At 65.5% G+C, this 22,691-nt stretch carries 23 protein-coding genes; 7 read left to right on the top strand and 16 right to left on the bottom strand.

From position 1 onward, the window contains the following. Positions 1-146: 146 nt before the first annotated feature. The 3 genes from U9J39_RS17085 to U9J39_RS17075 all read right to left on the bottom strand — a co-directional run bounded on the left by U9J39_RS17085 (position 147) and on the right by U9J39_RS17075 (position 4,785). Positions 147-2,789, bottom strand: a complete 2,643-nt coding sequence (locus U9J39_RS17085) for a bifunctional diguanylate cyclase/phosphodiesterase (RefSeq protein ID WP_326347583.1) — start codon at positions 2,787-2,789, stop codon at positions 147-149. Positions 2,790-2,996: 207 nt separating this feature from the next. After that, positions 2,997-3,830 (bottom strand): YdcF family protein, encoded by an 834-nt coding sequence (locus tag U9J39_RS17080; RefSeq protein WP_326347582.1) that lies wholly within the window; start codon positions 3,828-3,830, stop codon positions 2,997-2,999. Beyond that, complete coding sequence (locus U9J39_RS17075; protein ID WP_326347581.1) at positions 3,817-4,785, bottom strand: LysR family transcriptional regulator; 969 nt, start codon at positions 4,783-4,785, stop codon at positions 3,817-3,819. The genes U9J39_RS17080 and U9J39_RS17075 overlap by 14 nt, the downstream gene beginning before the upstream one ends. A 118-nt stretch (positions 4,786-4,903) precedes the next feature. Here U9J39_RS17075 and U9J39_RS17070 point away from each other — a divergent pair, with 118 nt between their 5' ends. After that, positions 4,904-6,304 carry a 2-hydroxycarboxylate transporter family protein gene (locus tag U9J39_RS17070; protein WP_326347580.1) on the top strand — a complete coding sequence of 467 codons (1,401 nt, stop codon included), beginning with the start codon at positions 4,904-4,906 and terminating at the stop codon, positions 6,302-6,304. Continuing rightward, positions 6,294-7,328: an esterase gene (locus U9J39_RS17065; RefSeq protein WP_326347579.1), complete on the top strand. Its 1,035-nt coding sequence runs from the start codon at positions 6,294-6,296 to the stop codon at positions 7,326-7,328. The genes U9J39_RS17070 and U9J39_RS17065 overlap by 11 nt, the downstream gene beginning before the upstream one ends. Positions 7,329-7,450: 122 nt before the next feature. Here U9J39_RS17065 and U9J39_RS17060 read toward each other — a convergent pair whose 3' ends face one another. From U9J39_RS17060 to U9J39_RS17050, 3 genes are all read right to left on the bottom strand, one after another. After that, a complete protein-coding gene (locus U9J39_RS17060; protein WP_326347578.1) occupies positions 7,451-8,758 on the bottom strand; it encodes an MFS transporter in 1,308 nt (435 codons plus the stop codon). 119 nt (positions 8,759-8,877) lie between these two features. Further along, on the bottom strand, positions 8,878-9,810 hold the full coding sequence (locus U9J39_RS17055; RefSeq protein WP_326347577.1) for a 3-keto-5-aminohexanoate cleavage protein: 933 nt from the start codon (positions 9,808-9,810) through the stop codon (positions 8,878-8,880). Positions 9,811-9,880: 70 nt separating this feature from the next. After that, positions 9,881-10,663 carry an SDR family oxidoreductase gene (locus tag U9J39_RS17050; protein ID WP_326347576.1) on the bottom strand — a complete coding sequence of 261 codons (783 nt, stop codon included), beginning with the start codon at positions 10,661-10,663 and terminating at the stop codon, positions 9,881-9,883. Between the two features lie 95 nt (positions 10,664-10,758). Between U9J39_RS17050 and U9J39_RS17045 the strand changes: the two genes are divergently transcribed. Next, on the top strand, positions 10,759-11,541 hold the full coding sequence (locus U9J39_RS17045; protein WP_326347575.1) for a GntR family transcriptional regulator: 783 nt from the start codon (positions 10,759-10,761) through the stop codon (positions 11,539-11,541). 272 nt (positions 11,542-11,813) lie between these two features. On the opposite strand, the gene U9J39_RS17040 is transcribed toward U9J39_RS17045, so the two are convergent. The 10 genes from U9J39_RS17040 to U9J39_RS16995 form a co-directional block, all read right to left on the bottom strand. After that, positions 11,814-12,416, bottom strand: coding sequence for a hypothetical protein (locus tag U9J39_RS17040; protein WP_326347574.1), 603 nt, complete (start codon positions 12,414-12,416; stop codon positions 11,814-11,816). Between the two features lie 28 nt (positions 12,417-12,444). After that, complete coding sequence (locus U9J39_RS17035; protein ID WP_326347573.1) at positions 12,445-12,843, bottom strand: DUF350 domain-containing protein; 399 nt, start codon at positions 12,841-12,843, stop codon at positions 12,445-12,447. Between the two features lie 60 nt (positions 12,844-12,903). Beyond that, positions 12,904-13,626, bottom strand: a complete 723-nt coding sequence (locus U9J39_RS17030; RefSeq protein WP_326347572.1) for a hypothetical protein — start codon at positions 13,624-13,626, stop codon at positions 12,904-12,906. A 3-nt stretch (positions 13,627-13,629) separates the two neighbouring features. Beyond that, the gene (locus U9J39_RS17025) at positions 13,630-14,805 is read right to left on the bottom strand and encodes a glutathionylspermidine synthase family protein (RefSeq protein WP_326347648.1); all 1,176 of its coding nucleotides are present in this window, start codon (positions 14,803-14,805) and stop codon (positions 13,630-13,632) included. Beyond that, positions 14,805-16,199 (bottom strand): saccharopine dehydrogenase NADP-binding domain-containing protein, encoded by a 1,395-nt coding sequence (locus U9J39_RS17020; RefSeq protein ID WP_326347571.1) that lies wholly within the window; start codon positions 16,197-16,199, stop codon positions 14,805-14,807. The genes U9J39_RS17025 and U9J39_RS17020 overlap by 1 nt, the downstream gene beginning before the upstream one ends. A 184-nt stretch (positions 16,200-16,383) precedes the next feature. Further along, entirely contained in the window at positions 16,384-17,334 is a 951-nt protein-coding gene (gene hutG, locus U9J39_RS17015) for a formimidoylglutamase (protein WP_326347570.1), read from the bottom strand. Then, on the bottom strand, positions 17,331-18,092 hold the full coding sequence (locus U9J39_RS17010; RefSeq protein ID WP_115707654.1) for an amino acid ABC transporter ATP-binding protein: 762 nt from the start codon (positions 18,090-18,092) through the stop codon (positions 17,331-17,333). Before U9J39_RS17010 ends, hutG begins: the two co-directional genes overlap by 4 nt. Further along, positions 18,089-18,757, bottom strand: coding sequence for an amino acid ABC transporter permease (locus U9J39_RS17005; protein ID WP_115679049.1), 669 nt, complete (start codon positions 18,755-18,757; stop codon positions 18,089-18,091). Before U9J39_RS17005 ends, U9J39_RS17010 begins: the two co-directional genes overlap by 4 nt. Positions 18,758-18,775: 18 nt before the next feature. Beyond that, on the bottom strand, positions 18,776-19,531 hold the full coding sequence (locus tag U9J39_RS17000; RefSeq protein WP_115702899.1) for a glutamine ABC transporter substrate-binding protein: 756 nt from the start codon (positions 19,529-19,531) through the stop codon (positions 18,776-18,778). Between the two features lie 82 nt (positions 19,532-19,613). After that, positions 19,614-20,408, bottom strand: a complete 795-nt coding sequence (locus U9J39_RS16995) for an IclR family transcriptional regulator (RefSeq protein WP_326347569.1) — start codon at positions 20,406-20,408, stop codon at positions 19,614-19,616. A 215-nt stretch (positions 20,409-20,623) separates the two neighbouring features. Here U9J39_RS16995 and U9J39_RS16990 point away from each other — a divergent pair, with 215 nt between their 5' ends. The 4 genes from U9J39_RS16990 (at position 20,624) to U9J39_RS16975 (ending at position 22,663) form a co-directional block, all read left to right on the top strand. Continuing rightward, complete coding sequence (locus tag U9J39_RS16990) at positions 20,624-20,899, top strand: type II toxin-antitoxin system Phd/YefM family antitoxin (RefSeq protein ID WP_062796107.1); 276 nt, start codon at positions 20,624-20,626, stop codon at positions 20,897-20,899. After that, positions 20,899-21,240 carry a type II toxin-antitoxin system RelE/ParE family toxin gene (locus tag U9J39_RS16985; protein ID WP_326347568.1) on the top strand — a complete coding sequence of 114 codons (342 nt, stop codon included), beginning with the start codon at positions 20,899-20,901 and terminating at the stop codon, positions 21,238-21,240. The genes U9J39_RS16990 and U9J39_RS16985 overlap by 1 nt, the downstream gene beginning before the upstream one ends. A gap of 95 nt (positions 21,241-21,335) precedes the next feature. Further along, positions 21,336-21,659 carry a nucleotide pyrophosphohydrolase gene (locus U9J39_RS16980; protein WP_116355271.1) on the top strand — a complete coding sequence of 108 codons (324 nt, stop codon included), beginning with the start codon at positions 21,336-21,338 and terminating at the stop codon, positions 21,657-21,659. A 113-nt stretch (positions 21,660-21,772) separates the two neighbouring features. Continuing rightward, positions 21,773-22,663: a restriction endonuclease gene (locus U9J39_RS16975; protein ID WP_116311997.1), complete on the top strand. Its 891-nt coding sequence runs from the start codon at positions 21,773-21,775 to the stop codon at positions 22,661-22,663. The last annotated feature ends 28 nt before the right edge of the window (positions 22,664-22,691 follow it).

The following is a 22,691-nucleotide window of genomic DNA, read 5'->3' as shown; positions in this document are numbered from 1 at the left end:
CAATGCAGGCCTGACAGTAAAACGGCGCGAGCTGGTCTCGCGCCGTTCTGGTTGTGGCCTGGAGGTTGTGCTGCAAGTTGAAGTTTCGGTGTCCAGCCAAGCTCAAGCACGGATCACCGAAACCTACGGAAGAACGCCGCCCCGCCTCAAGTCACCGCACTCACAAACGCCTCAAACGCCCTAGCCTCCACCGGCGAACAAAAGAAGTGCCCTTGCCCGTAATCGCAACCAGCAGCCACCAGAATGTCCCGCTGCAACTCCGTCTCCACCCCCTCCGCAATCACGCGGATGCGCAGCGCATGCGCCATGCTGATAATGGCATGGCACAAAGCCACGTCGTCCGGCCCCCGCGTCAGCGAGCGGATGAAGGACTGGTCGATCTTGATGTAGTCGATATCTAGGCGCCGCAGGTACGACAAGGACGAGTAGCCGGTGCCGAAGTCGTCGAGCGCGATCTCGATGCCGGCCGCCTGGAAGCGGGAGAGCTGGTCCATGACATCGGCGTTCTGCTCCATCAGCGAGCCTTCGGTGATCTCGATGACGAGGCTGCCCACCGGCACGTTCCTGCGCTCGATCATGCTGGACCAGGACTCGGGCCCGCTCGCAGGGGCGCTGAACTCCACGGGTGATTTGTTGACCGAGATCTGGAAGTCCTTGCCCAGCAGCACCTGCCAGCGCGCAAGCTGGTCCAGCGCTTCGGTCAGCACCCAGCGGCCGATGTCGATGATGAGGCCGGATTCTTCCGCAACAGCAATGAAATCGGCCGGGCGGATCGGCCCGCGCACCGGATGGTCCCAGCGGATCAGGGCCTCGGCCTTGCAGACCTTGCCCGTGCGCAGATCGACAATGGGCTGGTAGTGCAGCGCGAACTGCCCGGACGCCAGCGCCGTGCGCAGGTCCTGCGTGATGCGCAGGCGCTCCCGCTCCACCTGCAGCAGCGCCTGCGAGAAGACCTTCCAGCGATTGCGGCCCTCTGCCTTGGCGGCAAACATCGCCTGGTCGGCGCACACCAGCAGGGCCTCGGCGTTGTCGGCGTCCCTGGGCCAGGTCGCCACGCCGATGCTGGCCGACACCACCACCAGCTCGCCGGCCAGGCGGTAAGGCGCGGCAATCCGCTGCAGGATCGCCTGGGCAATGTCCCCGGCAACGCCGGCATCGCCCACCGCGGGCAGGATCACGGTGAACTCGTCGCCGGCCAGCCGCGCCACGGTATCTGTCGCGCGCACCGATGCCGCAATGCGCCGCGCCGCCTCCAGCAGCAACTGGTCGCCCTGGTCGTGGCCGAGGGTATCGTTCACCTCCTTGAAGCGATCCAGGTCGATGAACAGCAGCGTCACCGCATCCTGCGTGCCGCGCGAACGCCCGATCTCCTGCTCCAGCCGGTCAAAGAACAGGCGGCGGTTGGGCAGGTCCGTGAGCGCATCGAAATTGGCCTGGTGCCGGATGACTTCCTCCGCCTGGCGCTTCTCGGTCATGTCATGGATCAGCGCAACGCGGCAGCGCTCGCCATACGCGTGGGCCAGGTAGGTATCCACGGTCAGGTAGGCGGGAAACTCGCTGCCGTCTTTGCGGCGGATGAAGAGTTCGCCGCTCCATCTGCCCGTGGCTGCCACGGTGGCCCGCAGGCGTTCGACCAGCCCTGCCGCATTGCCTGCCCCGCTGATGCCATAGCCCGGGCGGCCCCGGATCTCCTGGGCGGTATAGCCGGTGGCGGCGGCAAAGGCCGGATTCACGTCGATGATGGTGCCATCGAGCGACGTCACCACCATGGCCTCGCTGCTGGACGAATAGACCAGCGAAGCCAGCCGCATTTCCTCCATATGGCGCCGTCGCTCCGCCATGGAGCGGCGCAGGCTGTAGTACAACAGCGCAAGCAGCAGCGTGGAAGCCATGGCACCGGCCAGGGCTACGCGGCGATAGACCTCGTAGGGCGCCAGCACCAGGCTGACCGCCTCGCCCACCACGAAATTGAGCCCGAACTCCGGCAAACGGTAATAGCCAAAGACCCGCTCCACGCCTTCAGAGCCCGACATCGCCCGATAACTACCGGTCGGGGGCGACCCGCTGGCGAGGTACGGCCTGTTGCTGACCGCCCTGGCCAGCGTACCCTCCAGCGCCGGCACGCGCGCAAGGACCATGCCGGAAGTCTTGATGACCGACGCCACTTCGCCATCGCGGTCAGTGAAGGTCTGCGCAAAGCTGGCGAACTGCTCCGGACTGACCGAGACCACGATGACCCCGTCGAAGCTGCCCGCGCGCAGGATGGGGCGCGTGAACTGGATCGACCATTTGCGCGAGACCTTGCCCTTCACCGGGTCGCTGATGAACAGCATGTCGCGCCCGCCCGCGTTCTGGTGGACCCGGAAATGCTCGCGCCCGCTCAGGTCGACCTTCTCAGTGGGCGCAGGCCCGGCGATGGACGAGTAGATGAGCAAGCCATGCTTGTCGATCACCGACACCTGGAACGACAGGTCCACCACCAGGTTCTGCCGCTCACGCACCATTTCGATGAACCCCGGCTGGCCGGCCAGCCAGCTGGCCCGCAGGTCCAGCAGGAACTCGGACAGCCGCAGGATGCTGGATTTCGAGTACGCGCCGAACGCCTGGGCCTGGGCCTGGGTACGCTTCGCGGCGTCGTGCAGCAAGCGGTCCCGCTCGCTCACGAGCTGGAACGCCGCGAACGCCCATGTTGCAATCAGCCACGCCGCCGCCGCCAGGTTCAACGGGGAAAAGACCGCGCGCAGGCGCTGCAGCGCCTTGTCATAGCGGGTGGTCGGGCGTTCTGGCATCAAATGGGTATCGCAGTGCAGCGAAGTGGATTGACATCCATAGCAGGCTAGTCGAGGTCAGCGAGCCCGACAAGCAGGACGCACTTTAGTCCTGTGCTCAGCGGGTGGAGTCGGGTTGGGGTGAGGCGAAAGCGTCACGTCGCGATCATGCTCCGGTCGCGAATGCGATAGGAAAAGGATGTGCGGTACGACATGGACGCAGAAGCCTCAATACTCCCTCAACACCCATCCGCTGATCGCTGCGAAGTACTCGCGGAGCCAGGCGTTATATCGAAGGTAGATCGGCGTTCCCGCCCCGACTCCGGCGACTTTGCCGAAGCCAGCCTTCCCGGCAATCTGCACCGCCCGCCGTACATGGAAGTCGCTGGTTACCACCACAACGGAGTCGGTGGCATCGATGCCCTGCTCCTCCAGTAACCGCCGGCTGAACACCAGGTTCTCTTCGGTACTGGTACTGCGTCCTTCGCGAATCACCCTGTCCGCCGCTATCCCGCGTGCAACGAGGTAATCGGCCATGATGTCCGCCTCGACACACTGCAGCCCAAAGTCCTGCCCACCGCTCACAACGACCTTGGCGTCCGGCCACCTTCGCGCCTGCGCCAGTCCCTGATCCAGCCGCGCAATCAACGTCGGCGACGCCTTGCAGTTAGGCGTACCAGATCCAAGAATGACGATGGCCTTCACCGGCATCCCCGCGGGTACGGAAACGCCCATGCCGCTGCGGATGCCATAAAAGAATATCCCGACCGTGACCAGCCACGCAGCAAACGCAAGCCATCCAGCACGCCAAAGCCACTGCCGCCGCCGGTCCGCCTTCCGCCATCGCGCCACGCCATTCCAACACAATGCGAGCAGCAGGAACACGATGCCGATGCACGCCGGCAACGCGATGCCGAAGTTGAACAAGCCCATGCTCATCAGCGCGACGGCATCGCCGAGCAGCACGGCACCGACCAGCGCCAGGGCAAGGCGTATCCAGCGGGTGTTTCGTTTCAATGCAGGGATCTCCAGGTAGTTGGTTGCTTGGTTATCCATCGGCATACTCATACATCAGCGGTTGATCCGTACTGGCTTCCTTCCAGATCCCGGCATCGATCAACGCCCTGGCCTCCGCAGCCAATTCTGCGATAACGGCGCGGACCGCCGGGTCTGCCATGCGTGCGCGCCGCTGTCCCAGGCATACGGTGCGCGTAATGGGCGGATCGATCCTGCACGCCGCCAGCGTCCCTTGCAGAATCTCCCGTGTCACCGCGCTTCTGGCGAGAACGCTGAACATGCCACCGGTTTCCACCAGCCGTATCAGCCGTTGGCCGGCGTCTATTTCAACGCGAACGTCTAGTGACACGTTCTCGCGCGCGGCATGGGCCTCCAGGGTTGACCGAATGGCATGCAGGCGCGACGGCATCACCAGGGGATACCTGTCCAATATCCTTGCCTGCACCATGCCTGTGTCTGGCAGCGATCCCGGCCCGCCTACCAGTTGCAGGTCCTCGCTGGCGATGGGTTCGCAATGCACTTCCGGCGTTGCCGTCCGGTCAAACACCACCGCCAGATCAAGCTGCCCTTCGGATAGCCAGTTCCACAGGTAGCCGGAGAACGTTTCCACCAGGCGCAGGCGAATTTTCGGGTAGCGGGTAGAGATGCGATCGACCAGAGGCAGGGCGATTACGGCGGCAGATGAAGAGGGCAGGCCCAGGGAAACTTCGCCGCCAGGGTCGGTTGTGCACTCCTGCAGCTCCTGGAACGTGGACTCGACGAGATTCACGATCTCGTAGGCGCGCCGCAGCAGGCGTTGTCCCGCTTCAGTCGGCTTGACGCCGCGAATGCCTCGCGTCAGCAGCACCGTCCCCAGCACATCCTCCAGCCGGCTCACGGTAACGGTCAACGCCGGCTGGGCAATCCCGAGCCTGCGCGCCGCGGCCGTGATGCTGCCCTCTTCGCAAATTGCGATGAAGGCGATCAGGCGGGAGATGTCCAGTTTGCGGGCGTTCTGCATAGGTTGCCATAGTACGAATTTATGCCCCCCAACAAAACAGATATTGGACGTCATAGTCGACGCGCAACAGACTACAGACCCAGAAGCCGCTACGCCATGCGGCCGCGCTCATAAACAAATGGAGGAGGACATCGTGCTACCAGACCCTGTTTCGCATACAGCCGCAGAGATTTCCCTGGTCGCTGCGGTTGAGCCAGCTGCGCCGCCCATGTCTGCGCTGCGTGCGCAATGGTGGCGCCTGCTGGATCGTCGTGTTGGCGTTGTGCCGTTGCCGGTGTATCTCGCGCTGCTGCCGATCGTGGTGGGATTCGCCATCCTTGGCAAGGTGCCATCGGATCTCACGATGGCGATCGGCGTCTTGTCGTTGGGCGGGTTCTTCTTCATGGAGCTCGGTCGACGTGTGCCGATGCTCAGCCTGATGGGCGGCGCTGCGATCCTTGCGTTCGTGGTGCCATCGGCGATGACCCACTACGGCCTGATTCCGCCGTCGCTGGTGCTGCCGATCAAGGAATTCGTCAAGGCGTCCAACTTCCTTTATCTCTATGTGGCGGCCATTATTGTCGGCAGCATTGTCAGCATGGAGCGTGAGGTGCTTCTCGGTGGCTTCCTGAAGATCTTTGTGCCGCTGACCGTCAGCTCGGTCGTCGCCGGTGCCGTCGGAACACTGACCGGCATGACGATGGGGCTGGATGCTTACCGGGCATTCTTCTTTGTCGTCGTCCCCATCATGGCCGGAGGACTTGGCGAAGGTGCCATCCCGCTCTCGATGGGGTACGCGCTGATTACGGGACAGCAACAGCCGGACCTGTTTGCGCAGATCATTCCCGTGGTCATGCTTGGCAGCTTTACCGCAGTGTTGCTGTGCGGGCTGCTCAATGTCCTGGGCAAGCGCTTTCCGCAACTGACAGGAGAAGGCGTGCTGCAGCGCGGCTCGCAAACGACTGCATGCGAGAAGGCGGCGTCCGCGACGTCTCCGACGGCACCGGTGTTTGATCCGGCCGGCCTTGCCGGAGCCATGGTGACCATCGTCGCGTTTTATCTGGTTGGCGTGTTGGTCCAGCGTGTCCTGGAGTTTCCGGCGCCGATCACCATGCTGTTCCTGATCGTCGCGGCCAAACTTGGGCGCGCCATCTCGCCCGCGCTGGAGCAAGGCGGAAAGGGTGTGTATCAGTTCTTCTCCGGCATCGTTACCTGGCCATTGCTGTTTGCGCTGGGCGTCGCACTGACGCCGTGGCGTGAGTTTGTCAGCGCGTTCACCGTGCCCACCGTCGTCACGGTGTTTGCCACGGTGGGGTCCATGATCGCCAGCGGGTTCTTCGTGGCGCGCTTCGTCAATATGTATCCCATCGATGTCGCGGTCGTTACCGGTTGCCACAGCGGCCAGGGCGGTGCCGGAGACATCGCCATTCTCACTGCGGCAAACCGGATGCAGCTGATGCCGTTTGCGCAGATAGCGACGCGCATCGGCGGCGCCATTACCGTAACGTTGGCTCTTATCGCAATTCGCCATGTTCACTGATACCTCGGTCGATGCAAGCAGCCTCGTCGCGCTCAGAGCGGTGCGTGGCTTTCATGTCGGCGGACGGCCAGTCGACCTGGTCGACCTGCCGCATCGGCACGTGGCCACGGTGCCGGGGGTCCAGCCACGTGTCTCCAATCCGAATGGGCGTTATCAGGTGGGGCAGCTCTATGTCCAACAGTTCGTCCTCGCTGCGCCCACGGCCAAATACCCTTTGCTGATGTGGCACGGCGGCGGCATGACCGGTGCCACGTGGGAATGCACACCGGATGGCCGGCCGGGCTGGCATGACTTCTTCATGCGCAAGGGATACGACACCTTTGTGAGCGACGCGGTAGAGCGTGGCAGGGCTTCGTGGGCGCCGGCGTACGTGGTGTCGGAGATGCCGGAGCACCGGACCTTGGAGCAGGCGTGGGACATATTCCGTTTTGGACCCGTGGCGGGATACGACGCAGCGAATGCGAAGCGACAGGCCTTCGCAGGGCAGCGGTTTCCGATACACGCGCTGGACGAACTCGCCAAGCAGTTCGTGGCGCGGTGGACCAGCACGGGCGGCATGGCCCTGGACGCCTATGTGGAACTGATCCGGCGGGTTGGCCCATGCGTGATCCTCGCGCACAGTGAAGGCGGCCGCCTGGCGCAGTACGCCGCGCTGTCGGTGCCCGAACTGGTAAGGGGACTGATCCTCATTGAGCCTGCCGGCGCGCCATCGACAACAGTGGACGATGCAAGCCGATTGCGCGGCATCCCTCACTGTGTTTTGTGGGGCGACTATATTGCGCAGAACGCGTTATGGACGATATATCGCCGGCAAGTGGACGAATGGTTGTCGGCCCTGCGGCAAGCGGGGGCGAGTGTCACTGAATTTGACTTGCCGGCCATGGGCATCCGCGGGAATTCGCATCTACCGATGATGGACGACAACAACCTGCTTATTGCCGGGCTGGTCCATGATTGGATCCATCGTGCGGTGGCGGGCGACGGCCCGGCCCAAAGGATAGGGCGACGCTTGTCGCCAGCATGAATGCCGTTTGGGACGGCGGTGCGTGCTGACCACGCCGGCTCGCCGTCGCAACTGGAAGATCGATTACGGCCAAAAGCGGCGAAGATCCATAGGCGATTGAGGCGGCGCTCCGGCACCCCCTCTCATCGCTCTTGCCCCTGCCGCAACGCAGGCGCCACCGCACACGCCACCAACAGCAGCGCAGCCATGATGATCAGTCCATTACGCGTGCTACCGGTCGCCTGTTCGATCAGCCCCATCACCGACGGCCCGATGAATCCCCCAATCAGCCCGCAGGTATTGATCAGCGCCAGCCCGCCCGCCAGCGCCACACCCTTCAGCCGCGACGACGGAAACAGGAACACGATCGACTGCACCACGAAGAACATCAGCGCGGTCAGCGAGAAGCCCACTAGCGCCATCACCGGGCCGGCAAAGGCGGCGATCAGCAGGCCGCCAGCCATCACGGCCAGTCCCAGGCACAGCAGTCGGCGGCCGCGGCCCGGGGTGTTGGCGTGGCGGGGCAGCCAGGCGGCGCCGATGGCGGCAGCGATCCAAGGCAGGGAATTGAGCAGGCCGATCTCCACGGACGTCAGCTTGCCGTAGGTGCCGATGATGCCCGGCAGGAAGAAGATCACCGTGTAGATCGAGATCTGGTGGCAGAAGTAGATGAAGATCGCCAGCCACACCTGCGGGTCGCGCATGGCGCCCAAAAACGAATGGCCGGCCTTGCCGGTGCTGGCATCGGCGGCTTCCGCGGCAAGGCGGCTGCGCACGGCCTGGGCTTGCGCAGGCGTCAGCCATGGCGCGCTGTCCGGTCCGTCGGGCAGCTTCTTCCAGACCACGGCGGCAAGGAACACCGCGGGCAGGCCCTCGAGCACGAACATCCATTGCCAGCCCTTGAAGCCCCAGATGCCGTCCATGGCCAGCAGCGCGCCGCCCAGCGGGCCGCTGACGATGTTAGCGATGCAGACACCCAGCAGGAAGTAGCCCACCGCCCGCGCGCGGTCTTCGCGGCCGAACCAGTAGGTCAGGTAGAGCATCACGCCGGGGAAAAGTCCCGCCTCGGCCGCGCCAAGCAGCACGCGCATGATGTAGAAGGACGTCTCGCCCTGGACAAAGGCCATTGCCGCCGACAGCAGGCCCCACGTCACCATGATGCGCGTGATCCAGAAGCGGGCGCCGACCCGATGCATGATCAGGTTGCTCGGGATTTCCAGGAAGGCGTAGCTGAGGAAGAACAGGCCGGCGCCCAGGCCGTAGGCCGCGGCCGAGATGTTCAGGTCGACCGCGATGTGGGTCTTGGCCAGCGCGATATTGGTGCGGTCCAGGAAGCTGATCACGTACGACAGCACCAGCAAGGGCATGAGCTTGCGGAACAGTAGCGCGGTCAGCGGGCGGTCGGTCGGCGCGGCCAGCGGCGGTGCGCCCGAGGCGGGTACGGTCTGCATGTGCGTAGTCTCCATCGGCGGATACGGCGCCGCGCCCGTGGCACGGGCCTGCCATTCGGCCTGGTTGATGTCTTCGGTGATCGATGCCTGCCCGGGCCGCGCCATGGCGGCCCGGCGGTTCAGAACGCGGTGCCTGCAGCGCCCTTGAGGTCGAGGATGTCGCGGGCTTCGTCGGGCGTGGCGACGTCGATGTTCAGCGCTTCCAGCACGGTGCGGATGCGCGTGACCTGCTCGGCGCTGGACGCGGCCAGCTGGCCCGGGCCGATCCACAGCGAGTCCTCCAGGCCGACGCGCACGTTGGCGCCCATCGCTGCGCCGATGGTGGCCAGCGGGATCTGGTTGCGGCCGGCGCCCAGGATCGACCAGCGGAACTGGTCGCCGAACAGGCGCTGCGCGGTGCGGTGCATGTGCATCAGGTCTTCCGGGTCGGGGCCGATGCCGCCCAGGATGCCGAACACGGACTGAATGAACACCGGACCCTTGACCAGCCCACGGTCAAGGAAGTGGCGCAGGTTGTAGAGATGGCTGATGTCATAGCACTCGAACTCGAAGCGCGTGCCGTTGGCATTGCCGATGCGCAGGATGTTCTCGATGTCCTGGTAGGTGTTCTTGAAGATCAGGTTGCGGCTGTTCTCCAGGTGCTCGCGCTCCCAGTCGTGACGGAGATCCTTGAAGCGCTCCAGCATCGGGAACAGGCCGAAGTTCATCGAACCCATGTTCAGCGAAGCCAGCTCCGGCTTGAAGGTGGTGGCCGGCAGCATGCGTTCGTCGACGGTCATGTGCGGGCTGCCGCCGGTGGTGATATTGATCACTGCATCGGTCTCGGCGCGGATCCTGGTAAGGAACGGCCGGAACAGCTCCGGATCCTGCGACGGGCGTCCGTCCTTGGGATCGCGGGCGTGCAGGTGCAGGATGGCGGCGCCGGCGCGTGCCGCGTCGATGGCGGCGGTGGCGATCTCGTCGGCAGTCACCGGCAAATGGGGCGACATGCTGGGCGTGTGGATCGCGCCGGTCGGGGCGCAGGTGATGATGGCTTTGGCTCGCTTGGCCATGGTGGTTCCTTGTCGATGTTGGTGGTCCGCATCGCGGATAGCCCGCGGTGCAAGGAATGCGAGGGGCGCGCTAGCTGAGCGCCTGGGTCAGGCCGTCGACGACCATCTCCTGCCCGTGCACGCTGGCCGCCTGGTCGCTGCACAGAAATCGCACCATGTTGGCGATATCGCGCATCGTCACCATGCGGCCCAGCGCCGCCTGCGAGGTGTAGTCCCGCGTCACTTCCTCCAGCGTCTTGCCCAGCGACTCGGCCTTCGCGGCGATCACGGCGCGGATGCGCGGGCCGTCGACCGCCCCGGGCAGCACCGTGTTGACGCGGATGCCGTCGGCGCCCAGTTCCAGCGCCAGCGACTTGGTAAAGCCCACCACCGCCCATTTCGAGGCGGAGTAGGCCGAACGGCCCGGCATGCCGAGATGCCCGGCGGCCGAAGACAGGTTGACGATCGACGGCGAGCGGCCTTGCCGCAGGCGCGGCACCGCGGCGCGGGCGCACAGGAACTGGCCGGTAATGTTGACGGCCAGCGTGCGTTCCCAGTCGGCCAGCGACAGCGTTTCGACGCCGCCGGTCGGTCCGGCAACGCCGGCATTGTTGACCAGCACGTCAAGGCCGCCAAAGGCCTGGTCCAACGCCTGGAACAGCGCCTCGACGTCGCTTTCCTTCGACACATCGGCCCTGACGGCCACCACGCCCGGCAATTCGGCGCACACGCGCTCCAGTCCGTCGCCGGCCACGTCGCAGACCGCGACGCGGGCGCCGGCTTCGGCCAGCGCCCGTGCAATCTCCAGCCCGATGCCGCTGGCACCCGCAGTGACCAGTACGCGCTTGCCGGCGAGCGATTCATCCTTCCACATGGTTTCAATCTCCTCAGGGCAGGCCGGTGCCTGCCTTCCGGACGAAGATTAAAACTGTGATCACAGATCAAATATAGAGAATAACCCTATGTGCTATGCTTCGCGGCATGAGCCTGAATGACCTTGTGACGCCTCTCGTCCGCCAGACCCTCAGCCGCGACGTCTACACGCAGCTGCGCGAGCTGCTGGTCAGCGGCCAGATGATGCCGGGCGAGCAGATTTCCCTGCGCAACATCGCTGCCGCACTGGGCGTCAGCGTCATGCCGGTGCGCGAAGCGGTGCACCGGCTGGTCGCCGAGCAGGCCCTCGAACTCACGCCCAACCGCGCGCTGCGCGTGCCACGCATGAGCGTCAGCCAGTTCGAGGAAATCACCAAGATCCGGATCGAACTCGAAGGGCTCGCCACCGCGACCGCGGCCGAACGCATCACCGACGAGGAACTGAAGCAGGTGCAGACCCTGCACCGCCGCTTTGCCGAAGAGATGGCCAAGCGCAATCCAGACGGCGCCGATGTCATCGCCGCAAACCAGGCCTTTCACTTTGCCGTGTACGCGGCGGCGCGCATGCCGATCCTGCTGCAGATGATCGAGTCACAGTGGCTGCGCATCGGGCCGATCCTGAACCATGACCTGCGCTCGGGGTCGCGACGGGTAGAGGAACGCGTCGCGGTCAAGCATCACGACAAGCTGGTCGAGGCGCTGCGCAAGCATGACGGTGCGGCGGCGTGCGCGGCGCTGCGTGGGGATATCGAGAGTGCCGCGGCTTATATTGTCTCGGCGGGGGTGCTGGTGAATGCGGATAAGGCCGAAGAGGCGGCCGTCGCACTGGTGCCATTAAAACGGGCCGCGAAGGCGGGGCGGGCGAGGGCGAAGCGCTGATCAGCGCTTTTGGTGAGCAGGCCCCTCCCCGTGACGATGAACAGGCGTCCGGGCGGGCGTTGGACAATCTAAGGACGGCAAGCGATAGTCACAGCATGATCTTACGGGAGCGCCAGGCGCCACGGTCCGCTTGGCCATCCGGCACGCCTGAGCCACTGCCACCGCCGATCAGGCCGAATACGCCCATTCCAATTAGTGCGACAGCATCGCCCAGCAGCACAGGCACCGACCTGCCTCGCGGACGACCTCGTTCGGGGCGTCAGCCCGCGGGATCATGTGATATCCGTAACCAAATTGCTCGCATAGATAATTGAGTGCACAAGATCGACGCCGAATTGCTGGCAAATTCGCGTGGGCTCTTGCAAGTCTGGCGCAGACCGGCTTTGCGAGTAGAGGTGAATAACCTTTGCGTGGTTCGGATAGTAAGCGGAGTATGCGAGCACCTGGCCGAGCGCATGCTTCCAGTTCTCGAGTCTCTTGATCTCGATGATAGCTTTTGGAAGCAGCAAGTCTATGAATCCAACCGGCGTATGCACTTCAATGCGACCTTCAGGGTTTCGGATGGCAAGTATGTCCTGAACGGCGCATTCGACCATGTTGCCCTTTGGCAAATAATTGCAGTACCGCTTGGCAACCGCCGGTGTTGCAAAGTAATGGGCATGCTTGTGGCGCGCCCTACTTACCTGACTCAGCTCTTTGAAATGGCATATTAGTTGGTCTTCTATGCGGATCGCTTGATAGTCAGGCGACAGAAGATCGAATACGCCGTAGCCAACTAGGCCCCCACCGGCATGGAGCCACCGAGCAGGATGAATGGTAAGTAGTCCACTCCTGGCCTTCTTCTCGTGTACCGCATAGAGGTCGATGAATTCCATCGCGTCAGGAGAGGCGACCGAGTTGGCCTCAGGTAAGGCAAGCCGCATTCACCACCCCCACCGACAACGAAATCACCCCCATCACCGCCCCCACCCCGCGGTTATCACTTGAGATCGCCTCACTGACACCCCCCAGCGCCCGCGCCACCACCAGGTAAGCCACCACCTGCACCGCAAACGCCCCAAACGCCCACAGCAAGAACATCGCAAACGTAGCGTTGTGCTGGATGCTCGACGACAACGTCAGCGAGAACCCCAGCACCGCTCCACCCAGCGACAATGCCGCCGCGATATTCCCCTCGCGGATCAGCGTGAATTCCCGATGCGGCGTGACGCGCGTATAGACCAGCAGGAACAGCCCCAGCATGGCAAAGCTGGTGACGATGTAGATCAGGTAGGCAAGCGCCGGGTGCATGGTATTGACCATTGGATGGACTCGTTGTCGGTTGTCTGGGTTTGCGTGCGGGATGGCGTTCGGCAGGGGCATTCAGCCGCCGCCGGAGCGCCCGGAGCTGCCGAAGCGGCTGGTGAAGCCGCCGCGCGATACCACCGGTGCGCGCGATACGGCCGCGGAGCGCATGGTCAGGCCCATGGAGCGCCCGCCGCCGAGCGCGCTGCGGCGTACGGTGGCTTCTTCCACCATGGCTGCGCGCGGGGTGGCGTTGGTGAAGGATTGCGTGGGCGTGCCGTTGCGGTCGTAGACCTGCATCGGCCGCAGCGGGCCGGAGGACATGTCGCGCTGGGTCTGGGTGCCGTTGGGGTGGTAGACGGTGCCGCTGGCGGTGTAGTACGGGCCGTACCAGCGTGCGTAGTACGCGCTGCTGCTGTGGGTGGTGCCTGAGCCGGCGGCTTCGCTGGCGGGGGCGTTGAGGCTGGAGCTGTAGATGGTGCTGGGGTCGTCGATCGGCACGCTTTCGCAGTCGTTGGGCGTGTTCCAGTCGGCCTCGCAGTCTTCCAGCGTGGCGTAGCTGGCGCGGCGCACGGTGACGCCGGGGTCGTCGTCGGCGTCGTCGCCGCAGGAGCCGAGCACGGCCACGCCGGCGACCACGGCGCAGGCGCCGACGATCCACAGCGCGGGCGAGCCGCCCTGCTTTTTCTGTTCGGCCTGGTAGGCGGCGATGCGCGGCGACGGGCCGCCGGAGCCGCCCCGGCCGGGCTGGTATGGGCTGCCGTACTTGGAGCGTTTGGTGCCCTTCTTCTTGTTGGCCATGGCTTACGCGTGGGTGAAGTAATGGGGGACGAAGAAGCTGGTGTTCTTGGCGATGGGCCCGGATTCTTCGCGCACGCACAGGCCGCTGGGCACGTCGTCGACGATCCAGACGCCCAGCGTGGTGTAGCGCCCGTCAAAGCGCCGCGCCGGTTCGTAGGCCTGGTAGATGAAACCTTCTTCGCCATATTCGCCGGGGTTGTGGACGCGCTCGCCCTCGGGGGTGAGCAGCGTCACGCTTTCGCCTTCGCGCGACAGGAAGGGCTTTTTCGCGTGCGGCTTGCCGGCGAAGTGGCCGGGGTCGAAGCTGGCTTCGATCAGGTTGGGATGTCCCGGGAACAGGTCCCACAGGATCGGCAGGATGGCCTTGTTGGACAGCACCGCCTTCCAAGGCGGCTCGACCCAGCGCACCGGGCTGTGCGCGAGCTGGTCGCGGTAGTCGGAGGTGGCCATCCATTCCCACGGGTAGAGCTTGAACACGACTTCCATCGGCACGTTGTCGGCATCGTAGAAGTTGCCGCGGCCGTCGGTGCCAATCTGTTGCAGGTCGACCAGCTTGACCGACCAGCCGGCCTGCAGCGCGGTGTCCATCAGGTACTCGGTATTGCAGACGTCTTCCTGGCTGTCGAACATGCAGGCAAGGTGCAGCAGGCGGGCGTTGCGGTAGTGGTTGCGCAGCCACTGCCAGCGCGCCACCAGGGCGTCGTGCAGGCTGTTGAACTGGTCGGCCTGCGGTTGCACGGCATCTTTCCAGTACCACTGGGCGACGGCGGATTCGATCAGCGATGTCGGGGTGTCGGCGTTGAACTCGTACAGCCTGGGCACGCCGTGCGGGTCCAGCGTCATGTCGAAGCGGCCGAACAGCGTGGGCTCGTCGCGGTCCCACGAGGTGCGGATCAGTTGCGCGAAGTCCGCGTCGATCGCCAGGCGCGCGAACAGGTCGTGGTCGATCACATGCTGCACGGCTTCCAGGCAGCGCTGGTTCAGGTCGTAGGCCGCGGCATAGAGCGTTTCCACCTCCTGCTTGCTGAAGGCGTAGGCAGCGTCTTCGCGCCAGTAGAAGAAGGTGTGGTCATCGACTTCGCGCGGGACGTTGAACTCGTCCAGCGAATGGAAGTGGAAGCCCACCTTCTCGAGTTCGCGCGGCCAGTTGCGGCGCGGGGTTTGCGGGATGCGTTGCATCAACAGGCAAGGGTCAGCAGGGAGGAATCGGACCGGACCGTGGTGTCGTCCAGCAGGAAGTCGGTGAAGGCGAGCGAGGCGGCGCCGGGCTGCGGCAGCCAGTCGGTAAATGCGATGCTCAGCGGCGCCCACCAGTGCGCGGCATCGGCCAGTACCGGGCCGAAGTCGAGCGCATCAGATTCCACCACGCCACGCGACGGATTGGCCAGCATCCACTGCATGCCGGCGACCAGGCTCGATGCCACCTGCAGGCTGGTGGCGGTGTTGTACGGCGCCAGCGCACGCGCGCGCTGCACCGACAGGCGCGAGCCATGCCAGACTGCACCGTGCCGGCCGCTCATCAGCAGCACGCCGAGTTCGTCTTCGCCGCACTGGATCTCGTCGCGCAGGATGCGTTCGCCGCGCACGCGCGGGGCGGCGCGGTCGTCCAGCCATTGCATCGAGGCCTGCGTGGCGGCGGTGGGGCGGTAGGCGTAGTAGACGGTGGGGCGATACAGCGGCTGGCCGGCGCGGGTGTCGGTCAGGTACTCGGCGATCGAGATCGATTCGTTGTGCGTGATCAGGCAGGCGTCGAACGGGCCGTGCACCGGCGACCACGAGCGCACGCGGGTGCGATGGCCCGGCCGGTCCAGCGCGATCGCCGCGCCGCTGCCGTAGCCGTGGCGGTAGCCAGCGGGCGGCATGCGGGGTTCATGGCTGCCCCAGCCGAGTTCGGCGTCCTGCAGGCATTCGGTGATAAAGCCTTCGGCGGACCAGGTGTTGGCGAACTCGCCGTCGCGCGGATAGCCAGGCGCCTGCTGGCTGTCGTATTCGGCGACCTGGATCACGCGCACGTCCAGCGCGCGCGCCAGCGCGGCCCAGCCGGCGCGATCCCGGGGTTCCGGCCGATCCATGCCCGCCTTGCCGGCCAATGCCATCAGCGCGGACTTGACCAGCACCGAGACCAGCCCGGGATTGGCGCCATGCGCGACCAGCGCGGTCGGCAGCGCTTCGCGGCCGCGGGCGAAGGCCAGCATCTCGTGCCGCAGCGCGTAGTTGCTCAGGTGCGAGGCCCGCGGATCGGCGGCGTAGTCCCAGGGTTCAATGCCAGCGTCGACATAGAATGCGCCGTGCGCCTGCGCCAGTGCGATCAGGTCGCGGCTGCAGACGGACGGGGCCAGGTTCAGCAGGAAGGCGCCGGACCGCAGCAACGGGGCCAGCGTGGTTTCGTAGTTGGCCGCGGTGATGGTGGCCTGGATGGCTTGCAGATTGTGGCGGGCGACCAGTTGCTGGCGCGCGCGGTCCAGCACGCGGTCGACCACGGTGATCGCTGCCCGCGGCCAGGCCCGCTCCAGCAGCGGCAGCACGGCCTGGCCGATGCAGCCAAAACCGACGATGACTATTTGTTCGATCACGCAGACCCTTCCGCCCGAGCAACGGCAAGCGGCGGATCCCCGGGCGCGGCAACGGCCGCGCCGGCGCAGGACTGCCCTTGCCTGGCTTTATCAATTCTGATCAGAATCGCTAAATCTAGCGAAGGGCAATACTATCGCCGCGCGCGGCGGCTGCCAACTGGCGGAAGGGTCCCTGGCCCGCGCTTCAGCGCAGCAGGCGCCAGGCCAGCCGCGCCGCCACACGCGCGCCCAGGTGGTCGCGGTCGTACTGGGGGTTGTACTCCGCCAGGTCGGCCACGCGCAGCTTGCCGCTGCGGCGGACCAGCCGCGCCACTTCCTCGACCACCGGCAACGGCACGCCGTAAGCGGCGGGCGCCGACACGCCCGGCATCACCGCGCCCGGCAGCGCGTCGAGGTCGATGGTCAGGTACACGTGGTCCACGGCATCGATGCGCTCGGACAACTCCGCCAGCCGCGCTGGCAGGTGGCGTTCCTGCATGTCGACGTCTTCGACGTAGCTGACACCCAGCGCCTCGGCGCGGCCGAACAGCGCCGGCGTGTTGCTGAGGCGGCTGACACCCAGGCAGACATAGTCGAACGGCTGGCCGCGCTCCGCGCAGACATGGGCGATCTGGTCGAACGGCGTGCCGGAGCTGGCGGGCCGGCTGGTGCGCAGGTCGAAGTGGGCGTCGATATTGATGATCAGCACGCGACCAGCATCGTCCCGCGCATCCAGGTGCGCGCGCAGGCCCTGCCACGTGCCCCACGCCACTTCATGGCCGCCGCCCAGCACCAGCGGAAAGCCGCCACGCGCCAGCACCGCCTGGACCGCGCCGGCCAGCGCCTGCTGGGCCGATTCCAGCTCGCCGTCGTCGCAGCTGACATTGCCGGCGTCGTACAGCGCCGGCAGCCCGTGCGCCGGCACGTTGGCCAGCGCCTGGCGGATGGCGTCGGGGCCGTGGGCGGCGCCGGGGCGGCCCTGGTTGCGCAGCACGCCGGCATCGCAGCGAAAGCCGAGCAATACCGGCGCGTGGTCCAGCGGCGCGGTGACCGCGGGGTCCAGCGCCTGCACGATGCGGAACAGCCGCGTGGTGTCGCCCTGCTCGCCGTGGTCGACACGGCCCTGCCAGGGGTTTTGCGTCACTGCCATCCTCATGCCCGCGTCAGCACCGCCTGCAGGAAGCCGCGCGTGCGTTCCTGCGTCGGCGCGGAGAAGATCACCGACGGCGGCCCGGCCTCGATGATGCCGCCGCCGTCCATGACCACGACGACGTCGGCCACTTCGCGGGCAAAGCCCATTTCATGGGTGACCACGACCATGGTCATGCCTTCGGCGGCCAGCACCTTCATCACCTGCAGCACTTCGCCCACCAGCTCGGGGTCCAGCGCGGAGGTCGGCTCGTCGAACAGCATCACGCGCGGCTCCATCGCCAGCGCGCGGGCGATGGCCACGCGCTGCTTCTGGCCGCCGGACAGGCTGGCCGGCATGGCGTGCGCCTTGTGCGCCAGGCCGACTTTCTCCAGCAGGCTCATTGCCTTGCGCTCGGCGTCGTCGCGCGAGACGCCGCGCAGCATGCGCGGCCCCACCGTGACGTTGTGCAGCACCGACAGGTGCGGGAACAGGTTGAACGACTGGAACACCATGCCCACTTCGGTGCGCAGCTGGTTCAGCCCCTGCTCGTCGATCAGCTGGCCGTCGGTTACCAGGCGCTTGCCAACGATGTCGATGGTGCCGGCCTCGGGCTGCTCCAGCCCGTTGCAACAGCGCAGGAAGGTGCTCTTGCCGGAGCCGCTGGGGCCGATCACCACCACCACCTGCGACGGTTCCACGTCGAAGTCGATGCCGCGCAGCACGGTGTGGTTGCCGAATGATTTGCCCAAGTTGCGGATCCGGATGATTGCGGAATCGCTCATTGCACCATGCCTCCCATGCGCAGCCGTTGTTCGGCGCGGCGCAGGATCAGCCCGGCCGCGCTCGTCAGGATCAGATACACCAGCGCGATCGCCAGGTAGACTTCCAGCGACCGGTACGACACGCTGATGATCTTCTGGCCCTCATGCATCAGGTCGGCAATGGTCAGCAGCGACACCAGCGCCGAGTTCTTGATCAGCGCGATGAACTCGTTGCCCAGCGGCGGGATCATGCGCACGATGGCCTGCGGCAGGATGATTGCGCGCATGGCCTGGCCGGACGACATGCCGATCGAGCGCGCGGCTTCCATCTGGCCCTTGTCGACGGACTGGATCGCGCCGCGCACGATCTCCGAGACATAGGCGCCGGAATAGATGCCCAGCCCGATCACGCCGCACACAAAGGCCGGCAGCAGGATGTTGAACTGCGGCAGCCCGAAGAACAGCAGGAACAGCTGCACCAGCAGCGGCGTGCCGCGGATAAAGGTCACATAGGCGGTGCAGATGCCGTAGATGACGCGGCGCCTGGGGTCCAGCCGGCCGATGCCGACCAGCAGGCCCATCACGCAGCCCAGCACCAGCGCGCAGGCCGTCACCTGCACGGTGATGACGGCGCCGTGCAGGATGTCGGGCCACCCGGCGAAGACGGGAGAAAAATCCAGTTCCATGGTGTCGGTCCGCGTGGCTTACTTGGCGGCCGCGCCGAACCACTTCTGGGTCAGCTTGGCGTAGGTGCCATCGGCCTTGAGCTTGGCCAGCGCGGCATTCAGCGCGCGCGTCAGCTCGGGCGTGTCCTTGCGCACGGCCATGCCGTATTCCTCGGTGGTCAGCTGCTGTTCCACCACGCGCAGGCCGCCGCGGGTCTTCACGTACTGCATCGCGGCCGGCTTGCCGGTCACGGCGGCATCGGCGCGGCCGATCTCGACCAGGTTGAACATTTCCTGGTTCTTCTCGACTTCCACGCGCTGCACCTGCGGATAGGTGTCGCGCAGGAAGCTGACCGACTTGGTCCCCACCTGCACGCTGACCTTCTTGCCGTTCAGGTCTTCCGGCTTGTTGATGGTGGCGTTGCCGCTCTTGACCAGCGCCACCAGGCCGCCGGTGTAGTAGGGCTCGGTAAAGTCCACCACCTTGCGGCGCTCCGGGGTGATGTAGATGCCGGATACGGCCATGTCGAAGCGGCGCGAGACCAGGCCCGGGATCAGGCCCTTGAAGTCGATGTTGGTCCATTCCACCTGCTTGCCCATGGTCTTGGCCATGGCCTCGACCAGCTCGACGTCAAAGCCGGTGCGCTTGCCGTTCTCGATGAATTCCATCGGCGGGAAGGTGGCGTCGGTGGCCACGCGCAGCACGTTGCTGTCCTGCGCGTGCGCGGCGGCGCCGAAGGTCAGTCCGGCCACGGCCGAGAGGCCGGCGATCAGGCATTTGCGACGAAGGTTCATGGGGGTCTCCTTTTTTCCGGGAACGGGAAATCTGCCGTCGCGCGGGTCTGCGGACGGTGCGGTAAAGATTGCCTGGCTGTTTTCAGTAAGACTGCAGCCGCGCGGAAATCCGCATGGCTGCCGCCACGGTCATGTCGATCAGCGCGCTTTCGCGCCCTTGCCGGCGTGTGGCCGGCACCATCAGCGTGATCGAGCCCAGCGCGTCGGCCTTGGCCCGCCGCGAGAACAGCGGCGCGCTCACGCCCCACACGCCGGGGTCCACTTCGCCCTCGCTGACGGCATAGCCGGTGGCGCGGATCGCAGCGAGTTCCGCCAGCAGTCTTTCCGCTTCGGCCGGCTCGCACTGGGCCCGGACCACGCGTTCGCGCGCGTCGTCGCGCATGAAGGCCAGCAGCGATTTGGCCGACGCGCCCGCGCGCAGCGGCACGCCGCGGCCCTTCTCGAACGAACAGCGCAGCGACTGGCGGCTCTCCACCATCTCCAGGCACACCGCGTGGTCCTTGACCGCGACCACCAGGCCGACGCTTTCATCCGACTGCTGCGCCAGCAGTCGCATATCGGGCACCGCTTCGCGGGCCAGGTGCGAGGCCATGTCGAAACCGAGCGCGAGCTGCAGGCTGATCGGGCCCGGCGCGTATTCGCCGTCGGACTCCAGCACGAAGCCCCAGCGCTTGAGCAGCATCAACTGGCGATAGAGCGTGCTCTTGGGCAAGCCGGTCCGGGCCACCAGGTCGCGCACCGTGATCGGGGCGCCGTGTTGCGCCAGCGCGGCCAGCACGAACAGCACGCGGTCGGCACCGCCGGCCGGCTGTGCGGCATCGGCGCTTGTGGGAGCCGCGGGCTGCCGCGGCGTGGTGTGGTCGACTGCATTCAACATGGGGCCCAAGAATAGGACCGGATTCCCGGAAATCAAAACCGCCAGTCCCGAAAAATGGGAATGCTTGCCTAGGGATAACCCTTGGAGGGTGGCGATTTGCTGGGTGGGGTGCGCGCGGCGCCGCTTCGTGTTGGCAATAAATCGCCGGCTGCCGTCGGTTGTTGCAGGACCGAATAAAGTCTATATTCGGTCCATTGCACAGTCAGGCTCACATCATGCGCTACTCTTCCCAGGTCAAGCCGATCAGCTACCTGAAGGCCAATGCCGCCGAGGTGCTCGAGCAGGTCAATGAGCGGCGCGAGCCGCTGGTGATCACCCAGAACGGCGAGGCGCGCGCGGTGCTGCAGGACGTTGCGTCGTTCGAGCAGACGCAGGAAACGCTGGCCCTGCTGAAGATCCTGGCGCTGGGCAACCAGGAAATCGCCGCCGGCAAGCTCAAGCCTGTCAAGGACGTGGTCGCGCGCCTGCGCAGCAAGCGGGCCGCCGGCTGATGCCGGCGGGCGGCAAGCGCCATGAGGTCCTGCTTACCGTCGGGGCCGAACAGGATCTGGAGTCCATCTACGACTACATTGCGGAATTCGACTGTGTCGAGAACGCGGACTACTTGCTGGATCGGTTGCTGGAAGCCGTGGACCAGATTTCGCGCTTCCCCGAGAAGGGCAGCTACCCGGCCGAGCTGATCGCGCTGGGTATCCGGGAATATCGCCAGACCGCATTCAAGCCGTATCGCGTGATCTACCGCCTAGTGGACGACAGCGTGCTCATCTATGTCATCGCGGATGGCCGGCGCGACCTGCAGGCATTGCTGGCGCGCCGGCTGCTCGGCGCTTGAACCGCCGCAGCCATCCGTTCACTGCCCAAGGGCAACTCAACCATTGCACACGCCGATGCCGGCGTGCTGCCACACGAAGCATTCGCCACACCACCATGCCCCTGATCGATATCAAGAACCTGCAGCAAGCCGCCTACGACTTCGGCGAAGCCCGTCACTGGGGCAAGTACCACAGCCCCAAGAACCTGGCGATGGCGCTGAGCGTCGAGGTCTCCGAACTGGTCGAGATCTTCCAGTGGCAGACCGAGGACGAATCGCGCGCCATCATGTCTACGCCCAAGCGCGAGCATGTGGAGCAGGAGCTTGCAGACATCACCATCTATCTGACCCAGCTGGTGACGGCGCTCGGCGTGGATTTGGACGCCGCGGTGCGGGCGAAGATGGAAATCAATGCGAGGAAGTATCCGGTGCCGGAGTGAAAATGCGATAAGCCGCTTGCCCTGCCGCTACCCCCGCGTGCGCAGGGACGACATCCCCCATTCCCGACGGCATCCTTCCGTCTGACAAAAACAATAGAGACGAGGGTCACAACATGGGTCGCAGGAAGCAATCGAGCGTCTTCGAGGATCTTTATGGCATCGCCGCGGCGCTGCCATGGTGGGTTGGCGTAACGGCAGCAATCTTTGCCTACGTCGTGTTGCATCGCTATGCAGTCGCTGAAGTGCCGATCAACGCAGCGCCGGGGCAGATGGGACAGATGGTTGTATCGCAGATGGCCAAGGCGCTGTCGACATACGGCCAGTACCTTGTTCCGCTGATACTGCTCGCGGGCGCGCTGGCCTCATGGCTGGGACGCCGCAAGCGGCAAGGTCTGGTCCGCGACGTGGCGGCGGCACGGTCAGGCGACGCGCTGCGTCAAATGAGCTGGCGGGATTTCGAGCGGCTGGTGGGCGAGTTGTTTCGGATGCGGGGATATGCCGTCGCCGAGACTGGAGGCAGCGGAGCGGACGGCGGAATCGATCTGCGGCTCAGGAAGGGAAATGAGCTGGCGCTGGTTCAGTGCAAGCAATGGCGCGCCTACAAGGTCCCAGTCACGGTGGTGCGCGAACTGTACGGTGTGATGGCCGCGCAAGGTGTGGCGCAGGGGTACGTGGTGACATCGGGACAGTTCACGGCCGATGCTCGGGCCTTCGCGTCGGGGCGGAACATCGAACTGATCGACGGCGAGGCACTGAGCGCGCTGGTCAAGCGCGTCCGCGCGGCAGCGCCGGTCGATTTCACCGCCAGACCATCCGCTCCTGCGAGTTCGCACGCAGCCTCCATGCAGCCGCCACAGCAAGAGGCAAGGCCTCCTGGCGCACCGGCCTGCCCGCGCTGTGGCGCTGCCATGATTCAGCGCATCTCAAAACAGGGCGCGAACGCTGGCAATCCCTTTTGGGGTTGCACCACGTTTCCGAAATGCCGCGGGGTGCGGGGGCTCTGACGGTCGGCAAACTGCTTGGCTGTCCGCT

This window comes from Cupriavidus sp. SS-3, assembly GCF_035818815.1.
Taxonomy (GTDB): domain Bacteria; phylum Pseudomonadota; class Gammaproteobacteria; order Burkholderiales; family Burkholderiaceae; genus Cupriavidus; species Cupriavidus taiwanensis_C.
This window is presented reverse-complemented; position numbering and strand designations above follow the sequence as displayed.

What these genes read in the sequence shown, in the direction of transcription:
- U9J39_RS16985 (WP_326347568.1), top strand. Translation starts at nt 20,899, where the DNA reads ATGCCGGCGGGCGGCAAGCGCCATGAGGTCCTGCTTACCGTCGGGGCC.
- hutG (WP_326347570.1), bottom strand. Translation starts at nt 17,334, where the DNA reads ATGAGGATGGCAGTGACGCAAAACCCCTGGCAGGGCCGTGTCGACCAC.
- U9J39_RS16995 (WP_326347569.1), bottom strand. Translation starts at nt 20,408, where the DNA reads ATGTTGAATGCAGTCGACCACACCACGCCGCGGCAGCCCGCGGCTCCC.
- U9J39_RS17070 (WP_326347580.1), top strand. Translation starts at nt 4,904, where the DNA reads ATGGAGGAGGACATCGTGCTACCAGACCCTGTTTCGCATACAGCCGCA.
- U9J39_RS17025 (WP_326347648.1), bottom strand. Translation starts at nt 14,805, where the DNA reads ATGCAACGCATCCCGCAAACCCCGCGCCGCAACTGGCCGCGCGAACTC.
- U9J39_RS17000 (WP_115702899.1), bottom strand. Translation starts at nt 19,531, where the DNA reads ATGAACCTTCGTCGCAAATGCCTGATCGCCGGCCTCTCGGCCGTGGCC.
- U9J39_RS17005 (WP_115679049.1), bottom strand. Translation starts at nt 18,757, where the DNA reads ATGGAACTGGATTTTTCTCCCGTCTTCGCCGGGTGGCCCGACATCCTG.
- U9J39_RS17065 (WP_326347579.1), top strand. Translation starts at nt 6,294, where the DNA reads ATGTTCACTGATACCTCGGTCGATGCAAGCAGCCTCGTCGCGCTCAGA.
- U9J39_RS17045 (WP_326347575.1), top strand. Translation starts at nt 10,759, where the DNA reads ATGCTTCGCGGCATGAGCCTGAATGACCTTGTGACGCCTCTCGTCCGC.
- U9J39_RS17040 (WP_326347574.1), bottom strand. Translation starts at nt 12,416, where the DNA reads ATGGAATTCATCGACCTCTATGCGGTACACGAGAAGAAGGCCAGGAGT.
- U9J39_RS17050 (WP_326347576.1), bottom strand. Translation starts at nt 10,663, where the DNA reads ATGTGGAAGGATGAATCGCTCGCCGGCAAGCGCGTACTGGTCACTGCG.
- U9J39_RS17075 (WP_326347581.1), bottom strand. Translation starts at nt 4,785, where the DNA reads ATGCAGAACGCCCGCAAACTGGACATCTCCCGCCTGATCGCCTTCATC.
- U9J39_RS17055 (WP_326347577.1), bottom strand. Translation starts at nt 9,810, where the DNA reads ATGGCCAAGCGAGCCAAAGCCATCATCACCTGCGCCCCGACCGGCGCG.
- U9J39_RS17035 (WP_326347573.1), bottom strand. Translation starts at nt 12,843, where the DNA reads ATGGTCAATACCATGCACCCGGCGCTTGCCTACCTGATCTACATCGTC.
- U9J39_RS16975 (WP_116311997.1), top strand. Translation starts at nt 21,773, where the DNA reads ATGGGTCGCAGGAAGCAATCGAGCGTCTTCGAGGATCTTTATGGCATC.
- U9J39_RS17085 (WP_326347583.1), bottom strand. Translation starts at nt 2,789, where the DNA reads ATGCCAGAACGCCCGACCACCCGCTATGACAAGGCGCTGCAGCGCCTG.
- U9J39_RS17060 (WP_326347578.1), bottom strand. Translation starts at nt 8,758, where the DNA reads ATGCAGACCGTACCCGCCTCGGGCGCACCGCCGCTGGCCGCGCCGACC.
- U9J39_RS16980 (WP_116355271.1), top strand. Translation starts at nt 21,336, where the DNA reads ATGCCCCTGATCGATATCAAGAACCTGCAGCAAGCCGCCTACGACTTC.
- U9J39_RS17010 (WP_115707654.1), bottom strand. Translation starts at nt 18,092, where the DNA reads ATGAGCGATTCCGCAATCATCCGGATCCGCAACTTGGGCAAATCATTC.
- U9J39_RS16990 (WP_062796107.1), top strand. Translation starts at nt 20,624, where the DNA reads ATGCGCTACTCTTCCCAGGTCAAGCCGATCAGCTACCTGAAGGCCAAT.
- U9J39_RS17030 (WP_326347572.1), bottom strand. Translation starts at nt 13,626, where the DNA reads ATGGCCAACAAGAAGAAGGGCACCAAACGCTCCAAGTACGGCAGCCCA.
- U9J39_RS17080 (WP_326347582.1), bottom strand. Translation starts at nt 3,830, where the DNA reads ATGCCGATGGATAACCAAGCAACCAACTACCTGGAGATCCCTGCATTG.